Source organism: Amycolatopsis alkalitolerans (genome assembly GCF_006152065.1).
GTDB lineage: Bacteria > Actinomycetota > Actinomycetes > Mycobacteriales > Pseudonocardiaceae > Amycolatopsis_E > Amycolatopsis_E alkalitolerans.
Genome location: NZ_VDFW01000006.1, coordinates 257,159 through 278,713 on the forward strand (window position 1 = coordinate 257,159; position 21,555 = coordinate 278,713).

The 21,555-nt window shown below is 69.2% G+C and carries 21 protein-coding genes and 1 tRNA gene; 13 read left to right on the plus strand and 9 right to left on the minus strand.

The window, feature by feature from the left end; all coding sequences use genetic code 11:
* Positions 1–16: 16 nt before the first annotated feature.
* Genes FG385_RS10330 through FG385_RS10350 form a run of 5 tightly spaced genes read left to right on the plus strand, consistent with a single transcriptional unit; the run spans position 17 to position 4,852 of the window.
* Positions 17–1,207 carry an acylneuraminate cytidylyltransferase gene (locus FG385_RS10330; RefSeq protein ID WP_235022489.1) on the plus strand — a complete coding sequence of 397 codons (1,191 nt, stop codon included), beginning with the start codon at positions 17–19 and terminating at the stop codon, positions 1,205–1,207.
* Entirely contained in the window at positions 1,204–2,073 is an 870-nt protein-coding gene (locus FG385_RS10335; RefSeq protein ID WP_139096411.1) for an N-acetylneuraminate synthase family protein, read from the plus strand. Before FG385_RS10330 ends, FG385_RS10335 begins: the two co-directional genes overlap by 4 nt.
* Positions 2,074–2,120: 47 nt before the next feature.
* Complete coding sequence (locus FG385_RS10340; protein ID WP_235022490.1) at positions 2,121–2,804, plus strand: hypothetical protein; 684 nt, start codon at positions 2,121–2,123, stop codon at positions 2,802–2,804.
* Positions 2,801–3,253, plus strand: a complete 453-nt coding sequence (locus tag FG385_RS10345; RefSeq protein WP_139096412.1) for a hypothetical protein — start codon at positions 2,801–2,803, stop codon at positions 3,251–3,253. Before FG385_RS10340 ends, FG385_RS10345 begins: the two co-directional genes overlap by 4 nt.
* On the plus strand, positions 3,254–4,852 hold the full coding sequence (locus FG385_RS10350; RefSeq protein WP_139096413.1) for a hypothetical protein: 1,599 nt from the start codon (positions 3,254–3,256) through the stop codon (positions 4,850–4,852). It begins immediately after the preceding gene.
* Here FG385_RS10350 and FG385_RS10355 read toward each other — a convergent pair.
* A complete protein-coding gene (locus FG385_RS10355; protein WP_200834388.1) occupies positions 4,849–5,403 on the minus strand; it encodes a bacterial proteasome activator family protein in 555 nt (184 codons plus the stop codon). The two genes, FG385_RS10350 and FG385_RS10355, sit on opposite strands and share 4 nt — an antisense overlap.
* A 128-nt stretch (positions 5,404–5,531) precedes the next feature.
* Between FG385_RS10355 and FG385_RS10360 the strand changes: the two genes are divergently transcribed.
* The gene (locus FG385_RS10360) at positions 5,532–6,731 is read left to right on the plus strand and encodes a cysteine desulfurase-like protein (RefSeq protein ID WP_139096415.1); all 1,200 of its coding nucleotides are present in this window, start codon (positions 5,532–5,534) and stop codon (positions 6,729–6,731) included.
* Here the strand turns inward: FG385_RS10360 and FG385_RS10365 are convergent.
* A complete protein-coding gene (locus tag FG385_RS10365; protein WP_139096416.1) occupies positions 6,728–7,705 on the minus strand; it encodes an NAD(P)H-quinone oxidoreductase in 978 nt (325 codons plus the stop codon). The two genes, FG385_RS10360 and FG385_RS10365, sit on opposite strands and share 4 nt — an antisense overlap.
* Before the next feature lie 9 nt (positions 7,706–7,714).
* A complete protein-coding gene (gene ypfJ, locus FG385_RS10370) occupies positions 7,715–8,629 on the minus strand; it encodes a KPN_02809 family neutral zinc metallopeptidase (RefSeq protein ID WP_139096417.1) in 915 nt (304 codons plus the stop codon).
* Between the two features lie 475 nt (positions 8,630–9,104).
* Between ypfJ and FG385_RS10375 the strand changes: the two genes are divergently transcribed.
* The 4 genes from FG385_RS10375 (at position 9,105) to FG385_RS10390 (ending at position 12,492) form a co-directional block, all read left to right on the plus strand.
* Complete coding sequence (locus FG385_RS10375) at positions 9,105–9,569, plus strand: MarR family winged helix-turn-helix transcriptional regulator (protein WP_139096418.1); 465 nt, start codon at positions 9,105–9,107, stop codon at positions 9,567–9,569.
* 20 nt (positions 9,570–9,589) lie between these two features.
* Positions 9,590–9,674, plus strand: a tRNA-Ser gene (locus tag FG385_RS10380).
* Positions 9,675–10,397: 723 nt separating this feature from the next.
* Positions 10,398–11,612, plus strand: coding sequence for an HIRAN domain-containing protein (locus FG385_RS10385; RefSeq protein WP_139096419.1), 1,215 nt, complete (start codon positions 10,398–10,400; stop codon positions 11,610–11,612).
* Positions 11,613–11,697: 85 nt separating this feature from the next.
* Positions 11,698–12,492 carry a hypothetical protein gene (locus FG385_RS10390; protein ID WP_139096420.1) on the plus strand — a complete coding sequence of 265 codons (795 nt, stop codon included), beginning with the start codon at positions 11,698–11,700 and terminating at the stop codon, positions 12,490–12,492.
* On the opposite strand, the gene FG385_RS10395 is transcribed toward FG385_RS10390, so the two are convergent.
* The 3 genes from FG385_RS10395 to FG385_RS10405 all read right to left on the minus strand — a co-directional run bounded on the left by FG385_RS10395 (position 12,475) and on the right by FG385_RS10405 (position 14,956).
* Entirely contained in the window at positions 12,475–12,882 is a 408-nt protein-coding gene (locus FG385_RS10395) for a nucleotidyltransferase domain-containing protein (protein ID WP_139096421.1), read from the minus strand. The two genes, FG385_RS10390 and FG385_RS10395, sit on opposite strands and share 18 nt — an antisense overlap.
* The gene (locus tag FG385_RS10400) at positions 12,869–14,056 is read right to left on the minus strand and encodes a hypothetical protein (protein WP_235022491.1); all 1,188 of its coding nucleotides are present in this window, start codon (positions 14,054–14,056) and stop codon (positions 12,869–12,871) included. Before FG385_RS10400 ends, FG385_RS10395 begins: the two co-directional genes overlap by 14 nt.
* 117 nt (positions 14,057–14,173) lie before the next feature.
* Positions 14,174–14,956 carry a FadR/GntR family transcriptional regulator gene (locus tag FG385_RS10405; protein ID WP_139096422.1) on the minus strand — a complete coding sequence of 261 codons (783 nt, stop codon included), beginning with the start codon at positions 14,954–14,956 and terminating at the stop codon, positions 14,174–14,176.
* A 192-nt stretch (positions 14,957–15,148) separates the two neighbouring features.
* On the opposite strand from FG385_RS10405, the gene FG385_RS33845 reads away from it, so the two are divergent.
* The 3 genes from FG385_RS33845 to FG385_RS10415 all read left to right on the plus strand — a co-directional run bounded on the left by FG385_RS33845 (position 15,149) and on the right by FG385_RS10415 (position 16,948).
* Complete coding sequence (locus tag FG385_RS33845; RefSeq protein WP_160148760.1) at positions 15,149–15,310, plus strand: hypothetical protein; 162 nt, start codon at positions 15,149–15,151, stop codon at positions 15,308–15,310.
* Positions 15,311–15,444: 134 nt separating this feature from the next.
* Positions 15,445–16,644 (plus strand): aKG-HExxH-type peptide beta-hydroxylase, encoded by a 1,200-nt coding sequence (locus tag FG385_RS10410; RefSeq protein ID WP_235022492.1) that lies wholly within the window; start codon positions 15,445–15,447, stop codon positions 16,642–16,644.
* 103 nt (positions 16,645–16,747) lie between these two features.
* Positions 16,748–16,948, plus strand: coding sequence for a hypothetical protein (locus FG385_RS10415; RefSeq protein WP_139096423.1), 201 nt, complete (start codon positions 16,748–16,750; stop codon positions 16,946–16,948).
* Between the two features lie 38 nt (positions 16,949–16,986).
* Here the strand turns inward: FG385_RS10415 and FG385_RS10420 are convergent, their stop codons facing one another.
* The 3 genes from FG385_RS10420 to FG385_RS33850 all read right to left on the minus strand — a co-directional run.
* Positions 16,987–18,243 carry a P-loop NTPase family protein gene (locus FG385_RS10420; RefSeq protein WP_139096424.1) on the minus strand — a complete coding sequence of 419 codons (1,257 nt, stop codon included), beginning with the start codon at positions 18,241–18,243 and terminating at the stop codon, positions 16,987–16,989.
* The gene (locus FG385_RS10425; RefSeq protein ID WP_139096425.1) at positions 18,240–20,045 is read right to left on the minus strand and encodes a dynamin family protein; all 1,806 of its coding nucleotides are present in this window, start codon (positions 20,043–20,045) and stop codon (positions 18,240–18,242) included. The genes FG385_RS10420 and FG385_RS10425 overlap by 4 nt, the downstream gene beginning before the upstream one ends.
* Positions 20,046–20,192: 147 nt before the next feature.
* The coding region (locus FG385_RS33850; RefSeq protein WP_160148761.1) for an NEL-type E3 ubiquitin ligase domain-containing protein at positions 20,193–21,555 on the minus strand (1,363 nt) is incomplete at its 5' end.

Consider the following 21,555-nt stretch of genomic DNA (forward strand, 5'->3'; position numbering starts at 1 on the left):
CCGTACCCTCACCCAGGTGGTTGAACACGACGGGACCCGGGTCCTGGCCGTCGTCCCGGCCAGGGGCGGCTCGAAAGGCGTGCCCGGCAAGAACCTCGCGAGGGTCGGCGAGGAGCCGCTGATCTCGCGAGCGGTGCGGGCGCTGCGTTCGTCCTCCCGGGTCGACGAGGTCGTCGTCAGCACCGACAGCCCGGATATCGGCGCCGTCGCGGAACTCGCCGGTGCCTCCGTGCTGCCGCGCCCGGACGAACTGTCCGGTGACGCCGTGTCATCGGAGGCGGTGCTGCTGCACTCGCTGGACATGTTCGAGGAGGAGCACGGTTACGCGCCCGAAGTGGTCCTGCTCGTGCAATGCACTTCGCCGTTCATCGCCACCGAGACCATCGACAAAGTCGTTTCCCAGATCCTGGACGACGGGTGGGACTGCGCCTTCACGGCCGTCCGCGTGCACGAGTTCCTGTGGCAGCGGGACGCCCACGGCGCCGCGGTCGCGGTCAACCACGACGCCGCCGTCCGGCCGCGGCGCCAGGAACGCACGCCCGAGTTCCGCGAGACCGGCGCCGTGTACGGGATGCGCGTGCCCGGCTTTCGCGCCGCGCGGCACCGGTTCTTCGGGCGCATCGGCCTCATCGAGACGCCCGCGAAGCATGCGATCGAGATCGACACGGCCGAGGATCTCGCGATCGCCCGCGCGCTGGCGGCCACGATGGAGCCGTTCGCGATCGACCTCGACGTGGACGCGGTGGTCACCGACTTCGACGGCGTGCACACCGACGACCGCGCGCTGGTCCTGCAGGACGGCACCGAGGGCGTCCTGGTCAGCCGGTCCGACGGCGCGGGCGTCGCCCGGCTGCTCGCGGCCGGTGTGCCGATGATGATCCTCTCGGTCGAGGAGAATCCGGTGGTCGCGGCCAGGGCCCGGAAGCTCGGCGTCGAGGTGCTGCACGGGGTGGGCGACAAGGCGGCCGTGCTCAAGACCTGGCTCGCCGAGCAGCGGCTGGACCCGGCGCGCGTCGCGTACGTCGGCAACGATCTGCGGGATCTGCCGGCGATGGCGCAGATCGGCTGGCCCATCGCGGTGCACGACGCGCAGCCGGAGGTGCGCCAGGCCGCGCGTCTGGTGCTGAGCCGGACCGGTGGTTCCGGTGCGGTCCGGGAACTGGCCGATCTCGTCATGCAGGCGGTCGAACGGAGGAAAGAACAGTGACTTCTGCCGTGCGGATCGGCGAGGCGGAGGTGGGTGCCGGGCATCCGGTGTACACCGTCGCGGAGATCGGCATCAATCACAACGGCGACGTCGAAATCGCTAAGCAGTTGATCGAGATTGCCGCGCGGGTCGGCGCGGACGCGGTCAAGTTCCAGAAGCGCACCCCCGACATCGCGACCCCGCCGGACATGCGCGACACGCTGCGCGACACCCCGTGGGGCCGGATGACCTACCTCGACTACCGGTACCGCGTGGAGTTCGGCGCGGCCGAGTACGAGGAGATCGGCCGGTACTGCAAGGAACTGGGGGTCGCGTGGTTCGCGTCGCCGTGGGACGTGCCGAGCGTGGAGTTCCTGGAGCGGTTCGACGTCGTCACACATAAGGTCGCGTCCGCCTCACTGACCGATTTGGACTTGCTGAAAGCCTTGCGGGACACCGGGAAACCGATCATCGCCTCGACTGGTATGTCCACAATGGACGAGATCGACTCGGCGGTGGCGGTGCTCGGCACCGAGCGGCTGGTGCTGCTGCACGCCACCTCGACGTACCCGTGCCCGCCGGAGGAAGCGAACCTCCGCATGATCGGGACGCTGGCGGAGCGGTTCGGCGTGCCGGTCGGGTACTCCGGGCACGAGCGCGGACTGCAGGTGTCGGTCGCCGCCGTCGCGCTGGGCGCGTGCATGGTCGAGCGGCACGTCACGCTGGACCGCACGATGTGGGGTTCGGACCAGGCGGCGTCCCTCGAGCCGGAGGGCCTGCGCCGGCTGGTGCGCGACATCCGCACGGTCGAGGTGGCTCTCGGTGACGGTGTGAAGCGAGTGTTCCCGGGTGAGGAAGCCCCGCGCCGCCGCCTTCGTCGGGTCTGACACGTTTCGCTACAGTCTGTCGGTCAATCGGTGAAGGGTGGAGCCGAGTGCAACTGACAGAGGCCGCGCCTGAAGAAGTGGGCGAGTCGCGGCAGTTCGACGTTTTCCGTGATCTGGTCACCTCCTATGCCCGCGGGCAGCGGGTCGAAACACTGACCGTCGTCGGGAACGCGCCGCTGCCGCCGAACTCGGAGCGGGCCGCACTGATCGACGGCAGTGATCTCGTGCTGCGGATGACGACGTTCGCGCTCGACGAGCCGGGCGCGGAACCGGCGTACGGCCGCAAAACCGACGTGGTGGTCCTGCATCGCGGGGTCCTCCCCAGCCCGAACACGTTCGCCGACTACAAGTCTCGCCTGTACCTGCTGGCCGAGCCGGGCCGGCTGCACTGGGAACCGGAGATCATCCCGGACTGGTGGCCCACGGATCTGGGGTTCGTGCCGATCCCGAACCGGCAGTTCGTGCGGCCACTGGGCCGGCTGCTCGAGTTCGATCCGGAGCAGGCGATCTGGGGGACCACCGGCACGCTCGCCGTGTATCTCGCGGGACGGCTGTTCCCCGAAGCCACGAAACGCATCACCGGGTTCTCGATCCTTGATCGGCCCGAGCAGACGACGTTCGCGCATGCCTGGGGTGAGGACGTGAACGTGACCGGAGACCATCGCCTGCACGCCGAATCCGCCCTCCTGCGGTCGTGGCGTGACAACGGAGAAATCGAGTTGATCCCGTGAGCACCGTGAAGAGAATCGGCAAGGCCGCGGTCTTTCCGCTGTGGAAGCGCCTGCGCTGGCGGATCGAGAACGTGACCGATCAGCGTTTCGCGCCCCAGCTCGACGATCTGCGCGGCCAGCTGGCGCATATGCGCGGGCAGCTGGACGGCCTGCGCGGCGAGCTGCACGCGGTCCGGGACGAGTTGCGCGGGCACACCGATCAGCGCGTCGACGACCTCGATGGCCGGTTCCGCTGGCACGACGACGAGCTGCGCCGGCTCGCCGCGCACGTCGCCGCGATGGACAGCCGGGTAGCTTCGCTCGAACGCCCCGGTGCCGCCTCCTCCGAAGTCTCCGAGGCACGCGATGAGCACGCTCGTATCCGCGCCCGTGTCGCCGCTGTGGCCCAGTACGAAGAGCGCATCGCCCGCGTCGAAGAGGCGCTCGCGCAACGGGTTTCCGGCGACTGAATGATCGCGCTCTCTGGGCGGCTCGGGTGGGCCGCCGGGGGCGTGGCTGCCCTGGTGGCCGTTGCGACGACGGTGTTGTGGACCGGGCTCAACCACGACGTCCACTACGTGCTCGGCTGCCTGCGTGTCGCGGAACTGCCCGCGTCGGCGGTGTTCGTGCACCGGCCGCTGGGCGATCGCCTGTTCATGGCCGCGCTTTCCCCGCTCGGCTCGGACGCGCTGATCCGGCTCGGCGCCCTGGTACTCCTCGCCGGAGTCGTCTGGTGGCTGCGTACCGCGCTCCGGCGACCGGAGGCGACGCTGGTCGCCACCGCGACCGGCCTGGCGCTCGCGCTCGCGCCGAACTGGGATTTCCTGCAGCCGGAGTGGATCGCGTCGCTGCTCGCGACCGCGGCCGTCGCGGGTGCGTTGTGGCCGCGGCGGCTGTGGTTCTCGGCTCTGCTGGGCGGTTTCTTCGCCGCGCTGGCCGTACTCGTCAAGTACACCACCCTGCCGGCCGCGCTGATCGCGATCGGTGTGGTGCTCGTGCTCGACCGCCGGCGCGCGTTCGCGATGGCCGCGGCCGCGGTACCTCTCGGCGGCGCCCTCTTCGCGCTCGCCGTCGCGATCGAGCCCCGGGAATGGCGGTGGTTACACGAGTTCTCGGTGCTCAACGGTGCCTCGCCGCTCGGCGGGGCACCGATGGACTTCACCGACCTGTGGCGGACGGTTGCGAACGAAGCCGTGCAGGCACCGCTGCTCGCATTGGCGCCGGTGAGCGTGGTGGTGATTTTCCGCGTCGTGCGCGGCTGGTGGCCGGTGTTGCCCGCGCTCGGCGCCGCGGCCGTGTTCGCCGCGACCCTGGTGCAGGCCCAGTGGTTCCAGTACCACCTCGACGCGCTGCTGCCGCTTTCCGCGGGACTGTGGGGATTCGCGGTCGCGCGCTGGTACTCCGCGTTCGGGCGGCCGCCGTGGGCGCTCGTGCTCGCCACCGCGGCGCTCGCCGTCGCCGAACCGCTGGCGGCCGCGAAATCGCACTCCTGGCGCGTTTCCCACGCGGTCACGGTGTACTGGGTGCTGATCGCCGTGGTCGCGCTCGCGGTCGTAGCCGCCGCGCTCGAACCGGTTCGTGGCGGGCGGCCACTGTTCGCCGTGCCCGTACTGGTGGCGGTGGCCGCGCTCGCGGTCCCGGTGTGGCCCAGCAGCCCTTACTCGTTCGACTTCGGCTGGTCGGACTCGACGAACGCCGATCGCGTGCGGGCGTTCACCACCACGACCGCGGAGATGGCGGGCGTTCGCGACGCGATCGGCGCGGACACGCCGGTGCTCTACCTGACCTTCGGCGACGTCGACTACTACCTCGGCAATCCGACGCCGTGCCGCTACCCGTCGCCGGTGTTCCTGCAGCGCGGCATGCGGCTACCGGAAGTACGCACGCTGCGCAGCTATGCCGAGAACGCCGCTTGCCTGGCGGACCCCACGCCGCGATACCTCGTCGTGGCCCCGGCGTGGTTCGACCTGAAGGCCCTGGAACCCGGCCTGGCCGGTGAAATCAGCCGGAGCTACGACTGCGAGCGCGCGATCACCACGGACACGCTCGTGGTGTGCCCGCGGCGCTAGAGGTACTGCCCGGTGCCGCTGATCCCCGGGCCGTGATGGTCACCACGGCCGGCGGAGGTGCCAGGCGGCAGGCCCCGGCGCATCTGCTCGAGCTGGACGCGCGCGGCCATCTGCTGGGCGAACAGCGCGGTCTGGATGCCGTGGAAGAGCCCCTCGAGCCAGCCGACCAGCTGCGCCTGCGCGATCCGCAACTCGGCGTCCGACGGCGTGGAGCCGTCCGTGAACGGCTGCACCAGACGCTCGAGCTCGCTCTGCAACTCCGGCGCGAGCGCCTGTTCGAGCTCCTTGACCGAGGTCTCGTGGATCTCGCGCAAGCGATTGCGGCTCGCGTCGTCCAGCGGCGCGGCGCGGACCTCCTCGAGCAGCTGCTTGATCATCGTGCCGATCCGCATCACCTTGGCGGGCTCTTCGACGAGGTCACCGACGGATTCCTGCTCCTCGTCGGACGAGGGCATCCGTGCCGTGCCCACCGGCTGGCCGTCGGGGCCGACGACCAGCACGTGCTGGGGCTGCTCGTCCGGCTGGGGGATGAACTGGCTGGGCTCGGTCATAACTCCGTCCATGGGGCTTCGGCTGCGCTGATGCGACCTGTACGAGAGTAGTCCCCCCGCCGCGGGCGGGTCGCCCATATCCTGGGCCCCGGACGCGCAGCGAAATTACCTCTCCGTACGGTGTGCCCATGGCGTTCGACGTCGCTCGAATTCGTGGGTTGTTCCCCGCGCTGGGTGACGGCTGGATTCACTTCGACGGTCCTGCCGGAATGCTGGTACCCGAACAGGTCGCCTCCGCCGTGTCGACGGCGATGCGCGCCCCGGTCTCCGGACCCGGCGGCGCGTTCCCGGCATCCCAGCGCGCGGAGAGCATAGTGACCGCGGCCCGCCGCGCGGTGGCCGATCTCGTCGGCACCGACCCGGCCGGTGTCGTGCTGGGGCCGAGCGCCGCCGTGCTGCTGCGCCGGCTCGCCGTCGCGATGAGCGAGCGCTGGCAGCTGGGCGACGAGGTCGTCGTGTCGCGGCTCGACGAGCAGGAGAACCTCGTGCCGTGGCAGCACGTCGCGAAGCGGGTCGGCGCGATCGTGCGCTGGGGCGAGATCGACATCGAGAACTGCGAGCTGCCTGCCTGGCAATACGAAAGTCTCATTTCCGCGCATACCAAGGCGGTCGCCATCACCGCCGCGTCCGGCTCGGTCGGCACGCGGCCCGACGTGCCCACCGTCGTGGAGTTCGCGAAGCGGGTGGGTGCGCTCGTCGTGGTGGACGCGACGTATGCCGCGCCGTTCGTCCCGCTCGACCTGCCGGAGCTGGGTGCCGACGTGATCGTGGTGTCCGCGCAGGCCTGGGGCGGCCCCGCGGTGGGGGCGCTCGCCTTCCGTGACCCCGAGTTGATCGAACGGCTGCCCTCGGCCTCGCTCGACCCGGATGTGCGCGGCCCGGCGCGGCTTGAACTGGGCCCCCACGCGTACCCGCTGCTGGCCGGGCTGATCGCGTCGATCGACTACCTCGCCGAACTCGACGACGCCGCCTCCGGCTCACGGCGGGAGCGGCTGGTGACCTCGCTCGGCTCGGCGAAGTCGTACCACGCGGGGCTGCTCGCGCAGCTGAACACCGAACTGCGCGCGCTGCCGCAGGTCATGGTCATCGGCGACGCGATGCGCCGGATCCCGGCGCTGGCCTTCGCCGTCGCGGGCAAGAAGGCGCCCGAGATCGCGGATTACCTGGCCTCACAGGGACTGTGCGCGTTCGCCGACGACGGGACCAGCGGCGTGTTCGCGGCGCTCGGCGTGGGCGAGGTCGGCGGCGCGGTCCGCATCGGCCTCGCCCACTACTCGAACGTCTTCGAGGTCAACCAGCTGGTCAGGGTGCTGGAAGAGCTGCCCTAGCTCTTGGCGGCGAGGAGGACCTTCCCGAACACGCCACCCTCGTCGAGTGCGCGATGCGCGGCCGCGGCCTCGGAAAGCGGCACGACCTGACCGACGATCGGCTGCACCGTGCCCGCCTCGACCAGCGGCCACAGCTGTTCGCGGACGGCAGTGACGATCGCGCCCTTCTCCTCGACCGGGCGCGCCCGGAGCGTGGTCCCCGAGATGACGGCGCGTTTGGCCATCACCTTGCCGAGGTTGAGCTCGGTCTTGGTGCCGCCCTGCAGACCGATGATCGCGAGCCGGCCGTTGGTCGCCAGCGCGTCGAGGTTGCGGTCCAGATAGGACGCGCCCATGTTGTCGAGGATGACGTCGGCGCCGCCGGTCTCCTTCTTCAGCACCTCGACGAAGTCCTGCTCGCGGTAGTTGATCGTGATGTCCGCGCCGAGTTGCCCGCAGCGCTCGAGCCGTTCGGCCGAACCGGCGGTCACCGCGACGGTCGCGCCGATCGCCTTGCCGACCTGGATCGCGTGGGTGCCGATCCCGCCGGCTCCGCCGTGGATCAGGAACACCTCGCCTTCGGTGAGACCCGCGAGCATCACGACGTTCGACCACACGGTGCAGGCGACCTCGGGCAGCGCCGCGGCGGTGACCAGGCCGACCTCGGCTGGCACCGGCAGCAGCTGCACGGTCGGCACGACGACCTGCTCCGCGTACCCGCCGCCCGCGAGCAGCGCGCACACCTCGTCGCCGATCTGCCAGCCCTCGACGCCCTCGCCGAGCGCCGCGATCGTGCCGGAACACTCGAGGCCGAGGATGTCGCTCGCGCCGCGCGGGGGCGGGTAGAAGCCCTGGCGCTGCAACAGGTCGGCGCGGTTGACGGCACTGGCGGCGACCTCGACGAGCACCTCGCCGGGGCCCGGTTCGGGATCGGGTACCTCCGCCCATGTCAGGACTTCGGGGCCGCCGGGTTCACGAATGGTGATCGCGTGCATGGTTGCAGGCTAGCCGAGATCGCGAGCGCCGAAAGTGTCGCAGCGGGCCGGATCGCCTGTGGTGAAACCGGTGTTGAACCATTTCTCGCGCTGCGCCGAGGTGCCGTGGGTGAACTGCGAGGTGTCGACGCGGCCGCTGCCGAGGTTCCGCTGGATGTAGTCGTCACCGATGCGGGAAGCGGTGTCGAGGGCGTTCTTGACGTCGTCCTGGGTGACCTGGGTGATCAGTGGCCGGCCGCTGGAGGACGGGGTGGTGGTGGCGTGGTTGCCCCAGACCCCGGCGTAGCAGTCGGCCTGGAGTTCGAGACGTACGGAACCGGAGGCCGGCCCGGTGGCGCTGCCGGCGCGCCGGGAGGTGCCGAGGAGGTTCTGCACGTGGTGCCCGTACTCGTGGGCCAGCACGTATGCCTCGGCGAAGGGCCCGCCCTCGGCGCCGAAGCGGGTCTGCAGCTCCTGGAAGAACGACAGGTCGATGTACACCTCGGAGTCGGCGGGGCAGTAGAAGGGCCCGGTGTCGGAGGTGGCGCCGCCGCAGCCGGTGCGGACGCTGCCGTTGAAGAAGTTCGTGGTCGCCTTGCGATAGGTCCGGCCGGAGCGCGCGAACTGGTCGGTCCAGTAGTCCTGGATGGAGTTGATGATCGCGACGGTGGCGCAGTCGTGGTTGCGGTTCGCATCGGCGCCGGTACGGCATTCCTGGGCGAGGGTGCTGCCCGAGACCTGCTGCCCGGGGCCGATGCGGCTCAGGCTCACGTCGCCGCCGGTGGTGCTGACGCCGCCGAGCTGGCTGAGCACGAAGTAGATGAGGACGCCGACCACGCCGAGCCCGCCACCGCCGAGCGCGACCCGGGGCCCGATCCCTCCGCCACCGCCGCGGAGGTCGGTGACCTCGGACGTGTCGAGCTGCGCACCGTCGTCGAACCTCATGGTTGCGGGAGCCTACCCAAAACGGACCCGGGTGCGGCTTCGGACGCCGCACCCGGGCTTGTTAACCGAGGTTGTCATTTTTCGGGGCGGTTGGCTGCTTCCGGGTCGGCGAGTTTCGCGCTGCTGGTGCTCGCTCGGAGGCGGTACCGACGCAGGCCAGATTCTCGCCGTGCTGCGCGAGAGGATTTCGAGCGCTACGACACCCGTGCTGCTCTCTTCGCGACCGGATCGAGGTTCACCACATCCCGGCCGTGGGGCCACAGCCGGCAGTCAACCGCGGGGAATCATTCGCCATTCAACCACCTGGACCTTCCCCGGCGGCGGGTTCCGCGAGGTGCGCCAGGCTGGTACACGTACCGCGGAGCTCGTCCTCCGATACCTCCAGGATGCGCCTTTCCGGCCGTGGTCTCAACCGTTCCGTTATCGCACGTTGGGTTGACGGGGTTGCCCGGGCCGGGGGCAGTAGCCTCCGGGAATGGTTGAAGTGCGCTGGCTGACCGGCGCGGAGCAAGATGTGTGGCGGGCGTACGTCGTGGCCGGGCTGCGGCTGCGGCATCGCCTGCACCGCGAACTGAGCGAGGCGCATGACGTGTCGCTGGTGGATTACGAGTTGCTCGTGGTACTGCAGATGCAGGATGGTCGCCGGATGCGTATGTCGGACCTGGCCGCGCAGCTGGGGTCGACCAAGAGCCGGCTGTCGCACCAGGTGGCGCGCATGGAGGCCGCCGGTCTCCTGCGCCGCCTGCCGGACCCGGAGGACAAGCGAGGCGTCATCGCGGAACTGGCACCGGCCGGCGAGGCGCTGCTGACCTCCGCGGCCCCAACCCACGTCCACGGCGTCCGGCGGCACCTGATCGACCTCATGAGCCCCGAGGAGCAGCGAGTGATCGGGACTGTGTTCTCGCGAGTGCTCGAACACCTGACGGCCCTGCCGAACTGACGAGCTACTCTGCACCTACGGGAAGCGTGGCAGAGCGGCCGAATGCACTCGCCTTGAAAGCGAGCGTTGGGAAACCAACCGGGGGTTCAAATCCCTCCGCTTCCGCGTGTTTGACCAGGGCACATGCCGGGCGGGGCATCTTTGGCTGACTGTACGAGCAGGGCCCTGGTCTCGATTCCGGTCTCATTTGGTCTCGACACTCCGCCCAGCTGGGCGGCGTGCGCGGACCTAATCAATCCAAGTTCGGGGTAGCTCGGGCAGGATCCAGCTGACCTCTGAATGCCGGGGTCACCGGCAGGCGCCGGGGTTGTTCGGTGTCGTGGCGGAACCAGTGTGTAGGCACGGTGCGGCCGTCGGGCAATCGGTGATGGGCGGGCCCCGCCGCAGTGACGAATCCGGCGGAGACCAGCGCGTTGATGCACGCCGTGTTGGTTGTTTCGGCACCGGCTCGCACAGCGGCGAAACCGAGGTGGAGATGAGCAAGAGTTGCGGCACCCTGGAATAGTTCGCGGCCGAGACCGCGGGCCCGGAAGGGCGGGGCCAGCCATCAGCCGACCTCGCGGTGCTTTTCGGTGATGTGAAGGCCGTCGGCGATTCGCCCGCTTGCGCGGTCGGTTGCGATGCGCAACCATGAGTTGCGGTGGTTAGCGAACCGTCGACCGCCGCCGGGTCGTTGGGCCAGCAGCGAGCGCAGCGACGAGTATCGCGAATGCAGCCACGCCGGCGAGCCAGAAGGCAGTGACGACCCGCGCCCACAGCGGCACGCCGACGTAGCCCCGGACTTCGGCGGTCCGTCACCGCTGTCGATGACGCTGATACGGAACTCCTTTGCTGTTTCTGCCCAATTCAGAAGGCCACCGGCCGGGCGGCAGCAACATCGTTGCGAACGCCCAAACCTTCGTCGGCTGGCATCATGAGCTCATGGGAATTGTCAAGCGCCTTTTCGCCCGCAAACCCATCGAGGCGGTTGCGCCCGAGCGCGGAATGCCGCCACGCCCGCTCGATGTCAAGTTGTATGGAGGCAGCTACGACTTGGAGGTAGTCGGCGAGAGCCATTATCAAGAAGCGCTGTGGCGCGTGGTTGGCGGCCGGACGACTGACCGGGTGCGTGTTGAGGTAGAAGCCGTACTCGTTGCTGAGAACGACAACGCGTACGATCCCAACGCGATCTCGGTCTGGATCGACGGCATGAAAGTGGGCTATCTCGCTCGGGAGGACGCGGAGTCGTATCGACCGGGACTTCTGGCTCTGCAGGCACGCGAGGCAATGTCCATCGGGTTGCGCGGGGTAGTCGTAGGCGGGGGTATCCGGGAGGACGGGCCAGGTTTCCTCGGCGTGTGGATGCTGCACGATCCGGCAGACTTCGGCATCGCTGCGCTCGTCCCTCCCCCGGCTGCCGTGCTGAGGGGATCGATGCGTACGGGACTGACCGAGGCGTTGCTCACCGACGAAGAGGACGACTCCTACGATCTCTCATGGTTGGAGTGTCTGCCAAACGACCCGATCGCGGCCATTGGCCGGCTGCGCCAACTTCTGGAACATGACCCCGATCCGATCGACCGCCATTTCATGTTCTGTGAACTCGAGGAACGGCTTTATCGGTCGAGAGACGCGTTTGAATCGGCACTCGCGGAGTACGACGCTGCCTGTTCCCGGCATGATGCCGAGATGGACGGTATCCGAGATGCGTTGCTGGCCAAGTTCGGAAAGGTTCCGCTGCTGGAAACCTATCGGCAGATGGTCATTCGACAGCAGAAGGCAAGAAACTGGTCCGCGGCCGTGTGGTGGGCGGAGCGGGGCTTGGCTCTTTACGGGCAGAACGCCGCGAGGCCCGAGGCTACCGAAGACCTCGAAAAGCGCCGGGCCACATACGTGGCGAAGCTGTCGGCAGCCGAGAAGGCCAACGGACCGGCTCGCCCTGCCGCCACGAAGCCCGCCGGGAAACGGACCGATGAGACGCTGAGATGTGAAGGCTGTGGCAGTAGTTTCGTTAGGCCGACAGCAAGGGGGCGCAAACCGAGATACTGCCCGTCCTGTCGGTAACGCCGACGACGGCGAGAAACGCCCCGGCAGACCCCAGCTTGTCTCGCCATTGCGTGTGCCGTGCAGGGCATACCATGCTGAGGCTGTGCTGACCGAGCTGAGCAGGGCGGAGCGGGCGCTTCACCTCCGTGCGGTGCTGGCATGCGAAGCGGCGGCCGGCGCGGGCTTGGGTTCGTTCCGGAATTTTGAGCAGCGCGGGCTCATGGCTGTGTCGGTCAGCGAGCCGACGTTGAGCTTCCTTGCGACAGTGTCCGGAGTCGTCGAGGGAAACGTGGCTGACGCGATCGATCTCGTTGAGGCGCCGATCTGGAGCGGTGTGGGTCCCACACTGATCGTTTCGCGGCCGTCCGGCAGGTTGGACACCCTGCTGCGCCATGCCGGTTTTACCCGCGTGGAGGATCGGCTGGTGGCCATCAAACGGCTTGGGTGCGGTCCGGCGTCCTGGCACATCGGGAATCGGCTGGAAGTCGTTGACGCGCAAGACGATGACGAATTCGCGGACATCTTGCTGGCTGGTTACCAGGTGGACGGGATGACTGCCGATTTCATCGGGGCGGAACACCGCGCTTCCGCGGTGAAGAAGTTCCTCGTGCGCGACCGTGCTGACCTGATCGCCGCTGGCGCCATGACATTGCACGGCGAGGTAGCAGTGCTTGGCGGTGCGTCGACACTCGAGGATCGTCGCGGGCGGGGGGCGCAACGTCGATTGCTGCGGCACCGCCTGGAAGCTGCTACGGGATCGGGATGTGCGCTGGCTGTCGCGACAGCCGGTCCCGAATCGGCCAGTGCCACCAATCTGCGGCGCGCCGGTTTTCGTCTCGCGCGGAGGCCCGCTTGGAAAACGAAATCGAAGGACCCTGCCTCAGGCCAGTGCGGATAGGAGATCGGCGAGATCGCCGGTCGGGTCGTAGAGCACGCGTGCGCCGTCGGTGACGACTCGGCGGGTGCCGGGATCGGTCTTGGCGCGCCGGGCCCAGGCCGGATCCGTGGTGTTGAGCTCGAACTCCAGCCCGTTTTCGGTCCGGAATCGATGTTCCAGCACGTCTCCCCAACGCTGCAGACGGATCGGGGTACCGAACGCGGTCACCGTGATGTGGTCCGGATCGGTTGTCAGCAGCACAAAGTCCACATCGGACTCGGGCCGTGCGGTGTTGCGCGCGTACGAGCCGACCAGTAGCAGCCCGTACGTCGCGGGCTGGCCGGCGGCCCAGGCGGTGACTCGCTCCACCAGTGCCGCGGCTTCGGCCACGCGTGCCTTACGACGTTCCATTGCCCTGCCGCCAGAACAGCACTACCCCGTGCCCCGGCAACAACCACGACCGCACTTCCAACTCCGGCAGGTCCTCGGCTTTCAGCCACCGCGTCGGGGCGGTGTTGGAGCGGAACGTGAAGGGCGCGATGTTGAACTGGAAATCGCCGGTGCCGTCGATGTCCAGTTCCTTCACCGCGAACGTCACTCGGTCCACATAGCACGGATACGGGGCCTGCCAGTAACAGAAACCTTCGTCGATTCGCTGCAGTGAGGTCGCCCGGACCGACAGGCGTTCGATGGCGCCCACATTCTGGTGATCGTCGGCGATATCGCTCAGATCGCATTCGAAGATGCGCAGATCGGCGAGATGCTCCCGCGGGCTCTGCCGCGGCAGCGGGCCCATGTCCTCCCGGAAGAACGACAGGTAGTCCGACCAGTTCTGGAACTTCACCTCGCGCAGCCGCAGACTGCTCGACTCCGCGACGTGATGGCGCCGGTCGTGGTCGACGTACTCGATCCCGAGGCGCACGGTGGGAAGCATGTCGTCCACGGAGCTCTGGAACAGCTCACTGTCCGGCACGAACCACATCTCGAACAGGGGCAGCTGGCAACCCGAACTGATGGAGTCACGCAGCAGCGCGTTACACGTCGCGAAGATGATGAACCGGTCGACCTGAACGTTCTTCTTGAAGCTGTAGGTCACGGCGAACGTGAGGTGGTACAACTCGCGGTCGACCGCACGCAGTTCGACGGTCACCCCCGTATGCGTGCTGATCGTGAGATCCCCGCCGGCGGGCAGCCGCCCCTCGCCGCCGAGCACGCCCGTCATCACGTCCCGGTTCGCCTCGTTCTTGCCGTAGATCGACTCCAGGAACACCCCCATGACCTGCTGGGGGAGCAGCGCTTCGACGATCCGCGGGCCGGCGATCCTCGCCAGTTCCGCGGTGAACCACCGCCGCAGGAACAGCTCGTACGAGCCGAGCGCGCCACCGGCGAGCAACACCACCGGGAACGTCAGCTCCAGCAGACGATGGATCGCGCCGGACCAGCCGGGCCCTGGCGTCCAGAACACCGCCACGAGCAGCGTGGCCACCCCGAGCGACACCAGTGACGCAGCCAAGGCCAGCGCGCGCCGCCGGTACCCCGGTGGGCGTGCGCCGTCGGCGGACCGCCCGCGTTCCCCAGCCTTCACTGCCTCTCCGCCCGTCCACGACAATCGTGTGCGGGAAGGGGACCAACGCGATAGGCCCGTTCGGTCTAACTGTGCCGTAGTCACCAAGCCGACCGGGCTTTCGGTCGGCTTGGTGAGTCATCGGCTGTGCCAGCGTGGTTCGTCCTCCTCGGAGTCGGAGACGTAGGTGCCGAGCGCGGCCCGCTCGTCGGCGGGCATTCCGGTCTGGTTCGCCAGGTCGTTGTACAGCCCGAGCAGGTGCGTGATCATCGAAACGCGGGCCCCGCCGTCGTCGTGCCGCTTGAGGAACCAGGCGACCTGGTTGTGCTCCGAGGCCGAACGGTTGTGCAGCTCGGCCGTTCCGTAGCTGTTCCGGCGGAGGACACGCAGCTTCGGCACGAGCGTCCGGTAGAGCTGCTCGAGGAGCTCGTTGTGGCTCGCCCGGATGACCGCCGCGTGGAACTCTTCGTCGGTCCGCAGCAGTTCTTCCTTGTCGTCGTTCGAGGCCGTCTGGTGGTCCTTCGCGCGCTTCGCGATCTCGTCGATCTCACCCTCGTCAGCGCGCGAAGCGGCGAGGCTCGCCGCCGTGGCTTCCAGCGCGATGCGCACTTCGATGAGATCGGCTTCGCGCACGCGGTTGCCGAGCACGAACCCCTCGTCGCGCTCGGCGGTATCGGTGGACCGCACGTACCAGCCGCGCCCGCGCATGACCTCGACGACACCCTGGATCTGCAACCGTTGCAGCGCCGTGCGCAACGAGCTGCGGGCCACCCCCAGCCGCTGCGCGAGCTCCGGCTCGGTGGGCAGTCGCTTGCCCGCCGTGAACCGGCCACTCTCGATCAACTGGCGGAGCTTGTCCTCGATGAGTTCCGGCAGTGGTTTACGCGTATCCGGTGAGAGCGACCAGCCCTCGTCATCCATGATCGGCCTTCTCCACCTCAACGGGACCCCGACGACCTGCCGAGCTTAACAAGAACAGACAGCGGACACAAGTTGTCTGTCTACGAGTTGTAACTTGACAGACAACCGACAGCGTGAGGATGCTATTTCCACCGAGGCGGTGCGAAAGCTCGGACAGGCTCGCCGCCCTCGGTTGTAACCGAAGGAGGTGCCATGGTGAGCTCGCAAAACCTGCTGATCGTCATCTTCCTGGTCGCCATCGGGGTCGCCCTGATCGGGTGGCGCACCGTACTGGTGATGACCTTGACGGCCGGGGTGACTCTTGCCGTTCTCGGTCTGGTCGAGATCGTCTCCTTGCTCGGCTCGGCTTCATAAAGGTGAGGTGACAGTGGCCGACGGACTGCTGTCAGACAACACCTCCTTGGCGGAGGTGGGTGAGTGACCCTGGACCGGGCGGGGTAGGTTGGCCCGGTCCTTCAGGTCGCTCCCCCAAGCCGGAAGCCGCGCGGATGAACCTCAGATCTGATTGGCCCGACGCCACCGCGGTGCACGCGGCGCTGGCTCCCGCCGGCGCGCTACTGGCCGAGCGGCGTGGCCTATACCAGTTGGCCGTCGAATTGTTCTCGCCCGGCACGCCGCCCCTGCCGGAAAGTCGGCTCGACAACCCGCTCTTCCGCTTCCGGGTCGGCGAGGCGCTGGCCGATCGCATCCCGTTCGACAGCGACGCGGAAGACGACCTGGACGACCTCGCCACCGAGGTCGGCCGAGACCTGAGAGTGATTTCGGGGGCCTCCGCCAACGAAAGGCTGGCCGACGCGCTTCGCGTGATCCACCGGCAGAGCGGCGCCCCGGGCGTACCGCCGCGCGTGCTCACCGAGGCGGACGGGGAGTCCTTCCGTGAAGCGATGGCCCTCGTCGAAGCCGGGCTGGCCCGCTTCCGTGCGGTCAGCCCCGCGCTGGCCCGCGATCTGTTGCCGCACACCGCGTTACTCGTGATCTTGGACCCGGCGACCGCCAACGGCGTGGTCTCCGCGTCATCGCGACTCTTTCCCGGGCTGATCCTCATCGACAAGCCGTCATGTCCCTATGACGTCGCGGAAGCACTTGTGCACGAAGGGGCCCACCAGAAGCTCTTCGACCTGGCGATCACCCACGACTTCCTCGGTGCCGAGGTCGACGAGCGGGTGTTCAGCCCGTCCTGGTCGAGTGCGCACTGGCCACTCGAACAGGTCGTCGCGGCCTTCCACGCGTACGCGCTGATGGCACAGTTCGCCGAGGACGTCACCGCTTCGGGCGAAATCGGCCGGCTGGGCCGGAACTCGCTGCTGCCCTTCGCACGGGAACGTGAGACCGAGATCGGACGATGGCTCCTTGGCACCGAGGAGTCGCTGGAAGGTGACGCGCGGTGGTTGCTGCGGACTCTGCTGTGTGAAGACAATGCCGCCAGCCAGGCGGAAGAATCGAAAGATCCGATCCCGGACGGCCGATACGAGTTAAAGCCGCTCGTACGGATGGCCCGGATGGCGACCGGCCGGGTGTTACTGGCGAGTCCCGGCCATCCACCGCGGCTGGTTTGGCTCAACGGCAACGCCGCCCGGATCGTGGATCACCTGGGGCGGGAACCGCTCTCGATGAGTGCGCTGGGGCCGGAAAAGGCTCGCGTTCTCACTGGTCTGGTGGATTCCGCACTCGTCCACCGGGTTCAGTGAGTCGTTTTGAGACAGCGTTGACAAGCGGACTAAGATTGCCACGACATCGACAACGGCACTGTCTTGTTTGGACGGTGCCGTCCCTCGTTTCGAAAGGACGCTGATGGCAGCGCAGTGGGATCCTCCCCGAAGAACAGGCACCTCCACGGGCAAGCCGGTGGTTCGCCAGACCCACGGCCCTTCACCGGTGCAGACCGTTCTCGGGAGCGGCCCGTACGGCCGGCCCGTGACCCGTGTCGACTTCTTCCGGCGCATGCCCGTCGGCGGCACCGCCTACCTCAAGCCGACCGACTCCGAGGATTGATTCGCCGGCGCGGCAGCACTCCAGTTGTTGTCGCGCCGTTAAACTGCGCCCGCCGCCATCGCTTCGCAGCTGCGCAGCACGACCGCCGCGGCCCGCCGTTCACCGGCGCTGAAGCCCGCGGTCTCCGCGAGAGCACGCCACCGCCGGATCGTGTGAAAAACGGTGCGATCGACGTCCGTATCGGCGGAGCCGAGCCGTTCCGCGACCCCCGTTCCGTTGCCGCCCACCAGCCGCACCGCCTCCGCGTTCAGCTCCGGCGGGAGCACCACCCGACCCGTGCGCAGTTCCGCGAGCAGCCGCAGCTCACGGAAATCGTGCGCGCTCGCCAGCGTCCGCTCCAGCTCACCCGCGAGCGCCGCCGCGGCCGGGTGCGGTTCCATCCGCAGCACCACTTCCAGCCCCAGCAATGCCGAACGCGCCTTCAGCACCGCCTGCCGTTCGGTGAAGCACTGGTCGATCGTGTCCCGCAGTTCCGCCAGCCCGCTGCGCGGCACGAGCTGCGCGGCCAGCGCGGGCTGGGTCTGTGCCCCGCGCCGGATCAACGTGATCGCCAGCCGCACACCGAACAGCCCGAACCGTTCGAGCAGCGTCGCGCGCCGCTCGCCGTCCTGGGACAGGAACCGATCGGTGGACAGCAGATACGGCTCCAGCTCCGCGCGCGGCACTCGCGCCAGCTCGACCAGCGCCTCGAACTCGTGCGGGCGCAAGGTTCGGCCCGCCGACGCCAGCAACCCCGCCACCGGCACGACGTCCTGGCACAACCCCTGAAGCTCCGGCTCGCGGCGATAGCGCCGGGCGATCTGGCGCGCCGAAACGAGCGCGTCCACGCGGCCGGCGCCGAGTTCGTCCGCGCGCGACAGCACGACCACCGAGTTGATCGCCGAAGCTCGCGCGATGGGGTGGTCCTGCAGGGTGTGCAGGAAGCCGAGATCCGCGTTTTCCGGATGCCGCACCAGGAACAGCACGGCATCCGCCTCGAGACAGATCCCTTCGATCGTGTGCGGGGCCGCGTCCGCGTCGATCGCGGGTGCGTCGATCAGGGTGATGTCGTCCTGCGACCGGCTCGGCGCCACGCGGTACCAGTGCATCCCCGGACCGTCGCCGCCGAGTTCCTGGCCGGCGATCGCGCTCACCATCGTCGACTTGCCGGTCTGCTTCGCCCCGACGACGGCCAGCCGCAGCGGGTCGGAAAACCGGTCGAGATGGCGCCGCAGCCAGCCGGCCGCGCGCGGGCTGTCCCGATACGCGTCGACGGCCTGCTCGAGCATCCGCCGTGTGCGTGCTGCCAGGCTCACGCGGTGAGCCCCCGCGGCGCCGGCCGAGGCCGCAGGCCGCCGATCGCCTGCGCGCGCTGCCGCAGCAGGCCGAGTTCGTCGATACTGCGGCGGATCTCGTGGGCCCGCGCGTTGCGTTCCGCCGCATCGGTGTCGATCACGCGCTTGACCGCCTTGGCGGACTCGGTGATCTCCGTGCGCAGTTCGTCGGCGACACCGCTCAGCCGGTCACGAAGCGCGCGATGGATCTGGCGCGCGGTGTCCTTGCTGTGCTTGCCGTAGGTCAGGAAGAAGTCGTCGACGTACCGGTGCGCGGCGTTCTTCGCCGCGGCCTGCCGCCGCTTGAGCCGGTTTCCCCGCTCCTCGAAGACGCTCTTCGCGCCGAACGCGGCGCCCGCGCCGAGCGAGATCGGGTTGATCAGCGGGAGGCCGGCGATCGTCGTCGCCAAACCGAACATCAGGAGACCGCTGTAGGAGCCCCGCATCCCGACGAACAGCTTCTGCCCGACGCTGAACTTCTCGACCCTCGGCATGCGGAGGTCGCCGACCGAATCGGCGGGCACCTCGCGCGGCAGCGTCTCCGGCACGGCGTCCGGGCGGTGCGGTGAGACGTGCCGCGCCATCTTGCGGGCGATCCACTCGAACCGGTCGAGCAGCCATTCGGAGTTCGTCTCGGCGACGACGGTCAGGTTCTCGCGCAGCCAATCCTCGAATTCCGGCCACGCGCGGGCCGGATCGGCGGCGTCGAAGTAGTCGTCGACTTCGACCAGGATGCGCCGGGTCCGGTCGCGCAGGTCGAACTCGACATCCGAAAGCAGGTCGGCGACCTCGTCGGAAAGCAGGGTCTGCCATCGGGCCGCGTCGCGTTGCAGCCGTTCCAGCCGGTGCCCCTCGTTGTGCCAGCGCGCCACCGCTTCGCCGTTCTCCGGCTGCTGCGTCTTGACGAACTCCTCCTGCAGCGGGCCCATCAGCGATTCCACGGTCAGCGCCGTCAGCGCCGCGACCGAACGGCTCGCCAGCAGGTCCGCCTGGCCCAGCAAATCCTTGTGCAGGAAGCGAATGAGCTCGCCGAAGCCGGACTCCTCGTTGAGCGCCTTGTCGCCCGTGCGTGCCGCGGCGAGCCGCAGCGTCGCCGAAACGGGGACGACGGTCGCCAGCAGGCCGCCCTCGTCGAGCCGCGCCCGGACCCGTTCGGCGACCACGCGCCAGCCGGGCACGAGGTCGATCTTGGTGAGGACCACGATGATCGTCGGGCACAGGTGCGCGGCCTGTTCGAGCAGGCGCAGTTCGGTGGCCGAGAGGTCCGCCGTGGCGTCGGTGGCCATCAGCACGGCGTCGGCCGCCATGTCCTGCACGGTCTCCAGCGCCGCGCGGGCCGGTGTGTCGACGATGGCGAGACCACCGGCGAGCAGGGCACGGGGCAGGCCGATTTCGGTGCGTACAACGGGCGCGCCGGTGACGGACAGGGCTTCCCGGTTGGCCTCCGTCGTCACGGACTCGACGGCGACCGGGGTCCGTGCGGAGCCCTCGATCGCACGCCGGCCGCCGGTCACCACCGTCGCGGTCGGCGTCTCGGCGTGCTCGATGACCGCGGGCACGACGGTGGTGCGGTCGTCCCCCACCGCGCAGACCGGCGCGTTGAGCAGGGCGTTGATCAGCTGGCTCTTGCCCTGACCGGATTCACCGATGACTACCACGCGCAGTTTGGGATCCAGCAGCCGGGATCTGCGCGCGCCCAGCCGCTCGACCAGATCCACGCGCTGGTTGGCGGCGCACGCACGGACGGTGTCGTCCAGCACTTCGAGCCACGGCGGAGCCATCACGCGCAGCAGTGTGGCGCATCCGGTCACGAAAAGGAAACGGCGGGGGTCCATCCGAAGATGAACCCCCGCCGTGCACGACCGGCGATCGGTGCGCTCACCTCACAGGGAGGGCACAGGTGAACGCACCATTCGCCTCACTGGGCGCGGTCAGTGGCCGAACGGCAGGTCGTTGTGGAGGCTGTCGAGGCTGGGTGCCTCCGGCAGCGCGGCATGGTCGAGAGTGTCGCCGAGCGGGCTGCCCGACACCGTGTCGGTGACCGGGTTGTCCGCGATGGCGTGCGTCAGGTCATTGACCTGCGGCAGCGGGTTGGCCACCGGCAGGTGCGGGAGCGCGTGGGGCAGCTCACCGGCCAGGTGCGGCACGTCGGCCGGCAGGTGTGTGGGCAGCGCCGGGACCGCGGGCAGCGCCGGGGCGGCCGGCAGGTGCGCGGCCTGGTCCGACACCGCCGAAGTGGCGTGGTCGATGCCATCGGTGACCTGCGAGCCGGCCGTGGTCATCGCGTCGGTCGCGCCTGCGCCCGGAGCCATGGAGGAGAGGCCGGTCAGGTAGCCGCCGATGGTCGACGTGCCCGTCTCGACCGGCTGGCTGAGCAGGTCGCCACCCGAGGACACGTAGTCGGCCAGCGCGCCGCCGGCCGGGTCGGCCTTCGCGAGCGCGTCGGAGTCGAGGGAGCTGCCCAGGTCGCCCAGCGAGCCGAAGCTCGGCACGGCGCCCGGGGTGCCCTCGGCGCCCGCCGAGTAGGACCCGAGGCCGGAGTCCGACTCCAGGCTGCCGGCGAAGCTGTCGAGGCCCGCGACGCCGCTGCCGGTCACGGTGCCCAGCGGAGAATCGGCGGCGCCCGCGGCGGCGACGTTCTCACCCGAAACGGCGGCACCGGCCGCGCTCGAAGCCTCGTCGCCGGTGGTCGTGATGCTCCCGGCGAGGTGGTCGGCGGTGCTGCTGGTCGCGGTCTTGACGTCGCCGAGGGCCGGGACGCTCAGCTCCGGCGCCTGCAGCGGCAGGCCGCCGAGGTCCGGGGTGGCCAGCGGGAGGGCGTCCGCGCGGGGGCCTTCCACGGGCAGGGTCGCGACCTGCGGCTCGGGCAGCGCCGGAACCGAGATCGGGAGGCTGCTGAGCGACGGCGCGTCGAGCGGCAGGTTGCCCAGGTCCGGAGTGGCGATGGGGAGGCCACCCAGGTCGGGGGTGGCGATGGGGAGGCTGCCGGTGGGCAGGTCGCTGAGCGACGGCACCGAGGCGGGCAGGTCGCCGAGGTTCGGGGCGGCGATCGGGAGGTCCCCGGTGGGCAGGTTGCCCAGCGGGAGGGCGTCGGCCTTGGGGAGGTCGACCGGCAGGCCGCCGACGGGGAGGTCGCCCAGGTTCGGGGTGGCGATGGGGAGGCTGCTGAGCGACGGTGCGTCGAGGGGGAGGCTGCCCAGGTCGGGGGTCGCAACGGGGAGGTCCCCGGTGGGCAGGTTGCCCAGCGGGAGGGCGTCGGCCTTGGGGAGGTCGACCGGCAGGCCGCCGACGGGG

Coding starts and splice junctions, on each gene's coding strand:
- FG385_RS10350 (WP_139096413.1), top strand. CDS start 3,254: ATGATCGCGCTCTCTGGGCGGCTCGGGTGGGCCGCCGGGGGCGTGGCT.
- FG385_RS10355 (WP_200834388.1), bottom strand. CDS start 5,403: ATGACCGAGCCCAGCCAGTTCATCCCCCAGCCGGACGAGCAGCCCCAG.
- FG385_RS10360 (WP_139096415.1), top strand. CDS start 5,532: ATGGCGTTCGACGTCGCTCGAATTCGTGGGTTGTTCCCCGCGCTGGGT.
- FG385_RS10365 (WP_139096416.1), bottom strand. CDS start 7,705: ATGCACGCGATCACCATTCGTGAACCCGGCGGCCCCGAAGTCCTGACA.
- ypfJ (WP_139096417.1), bottom strand. CDS start 8,629: ATGAGGTTCGACGACGGTGCGCAGCTCGACACGTCCGAGGTCACCGAC.
- FG385_RS10375 (WP_139096418.1), top strand. CDS start 9,105: ATGGTTGAAGTGCGCTGGCTGACCGGCGCGGAGCAAGATGTGTGGCGG.
- FG385_RS10395 (WP_139096421.1), bottom strand. CDS start 12,882: ATGGAACGTCGTAAGGCACGCGTGGCCGAAGCCGCGGCACTGGTGGAG.
- FG385_RS10405 (WP_139096422.1), bottom strand. CDS start 14,956: ATGGATGACGAGGGCTGGTCGCTCTCACCGGATACGCGTAAACCACTG.
- FG385_RS33845 (WP_160148760.1), top strand. CDS start 15,149: ATGGTGAGCTCGCAAAACCTGCTGATCGTCATCTTCCTGGTCGCCATC.
- FG385_RS10410 (WP_235022492.1), top strand. CDS start 15,445: ATGAACCTCAGATCTGATTGGCCCGACGCCACCGCGGTGCACGCGGCG.
- FG385_RS10415 (WP_139096423.1), top strand. CDS start 16,748: ATGGCAGCGCAGTGGGATCCTCCCCGAAGAACAGGCACCTCCACGGGC.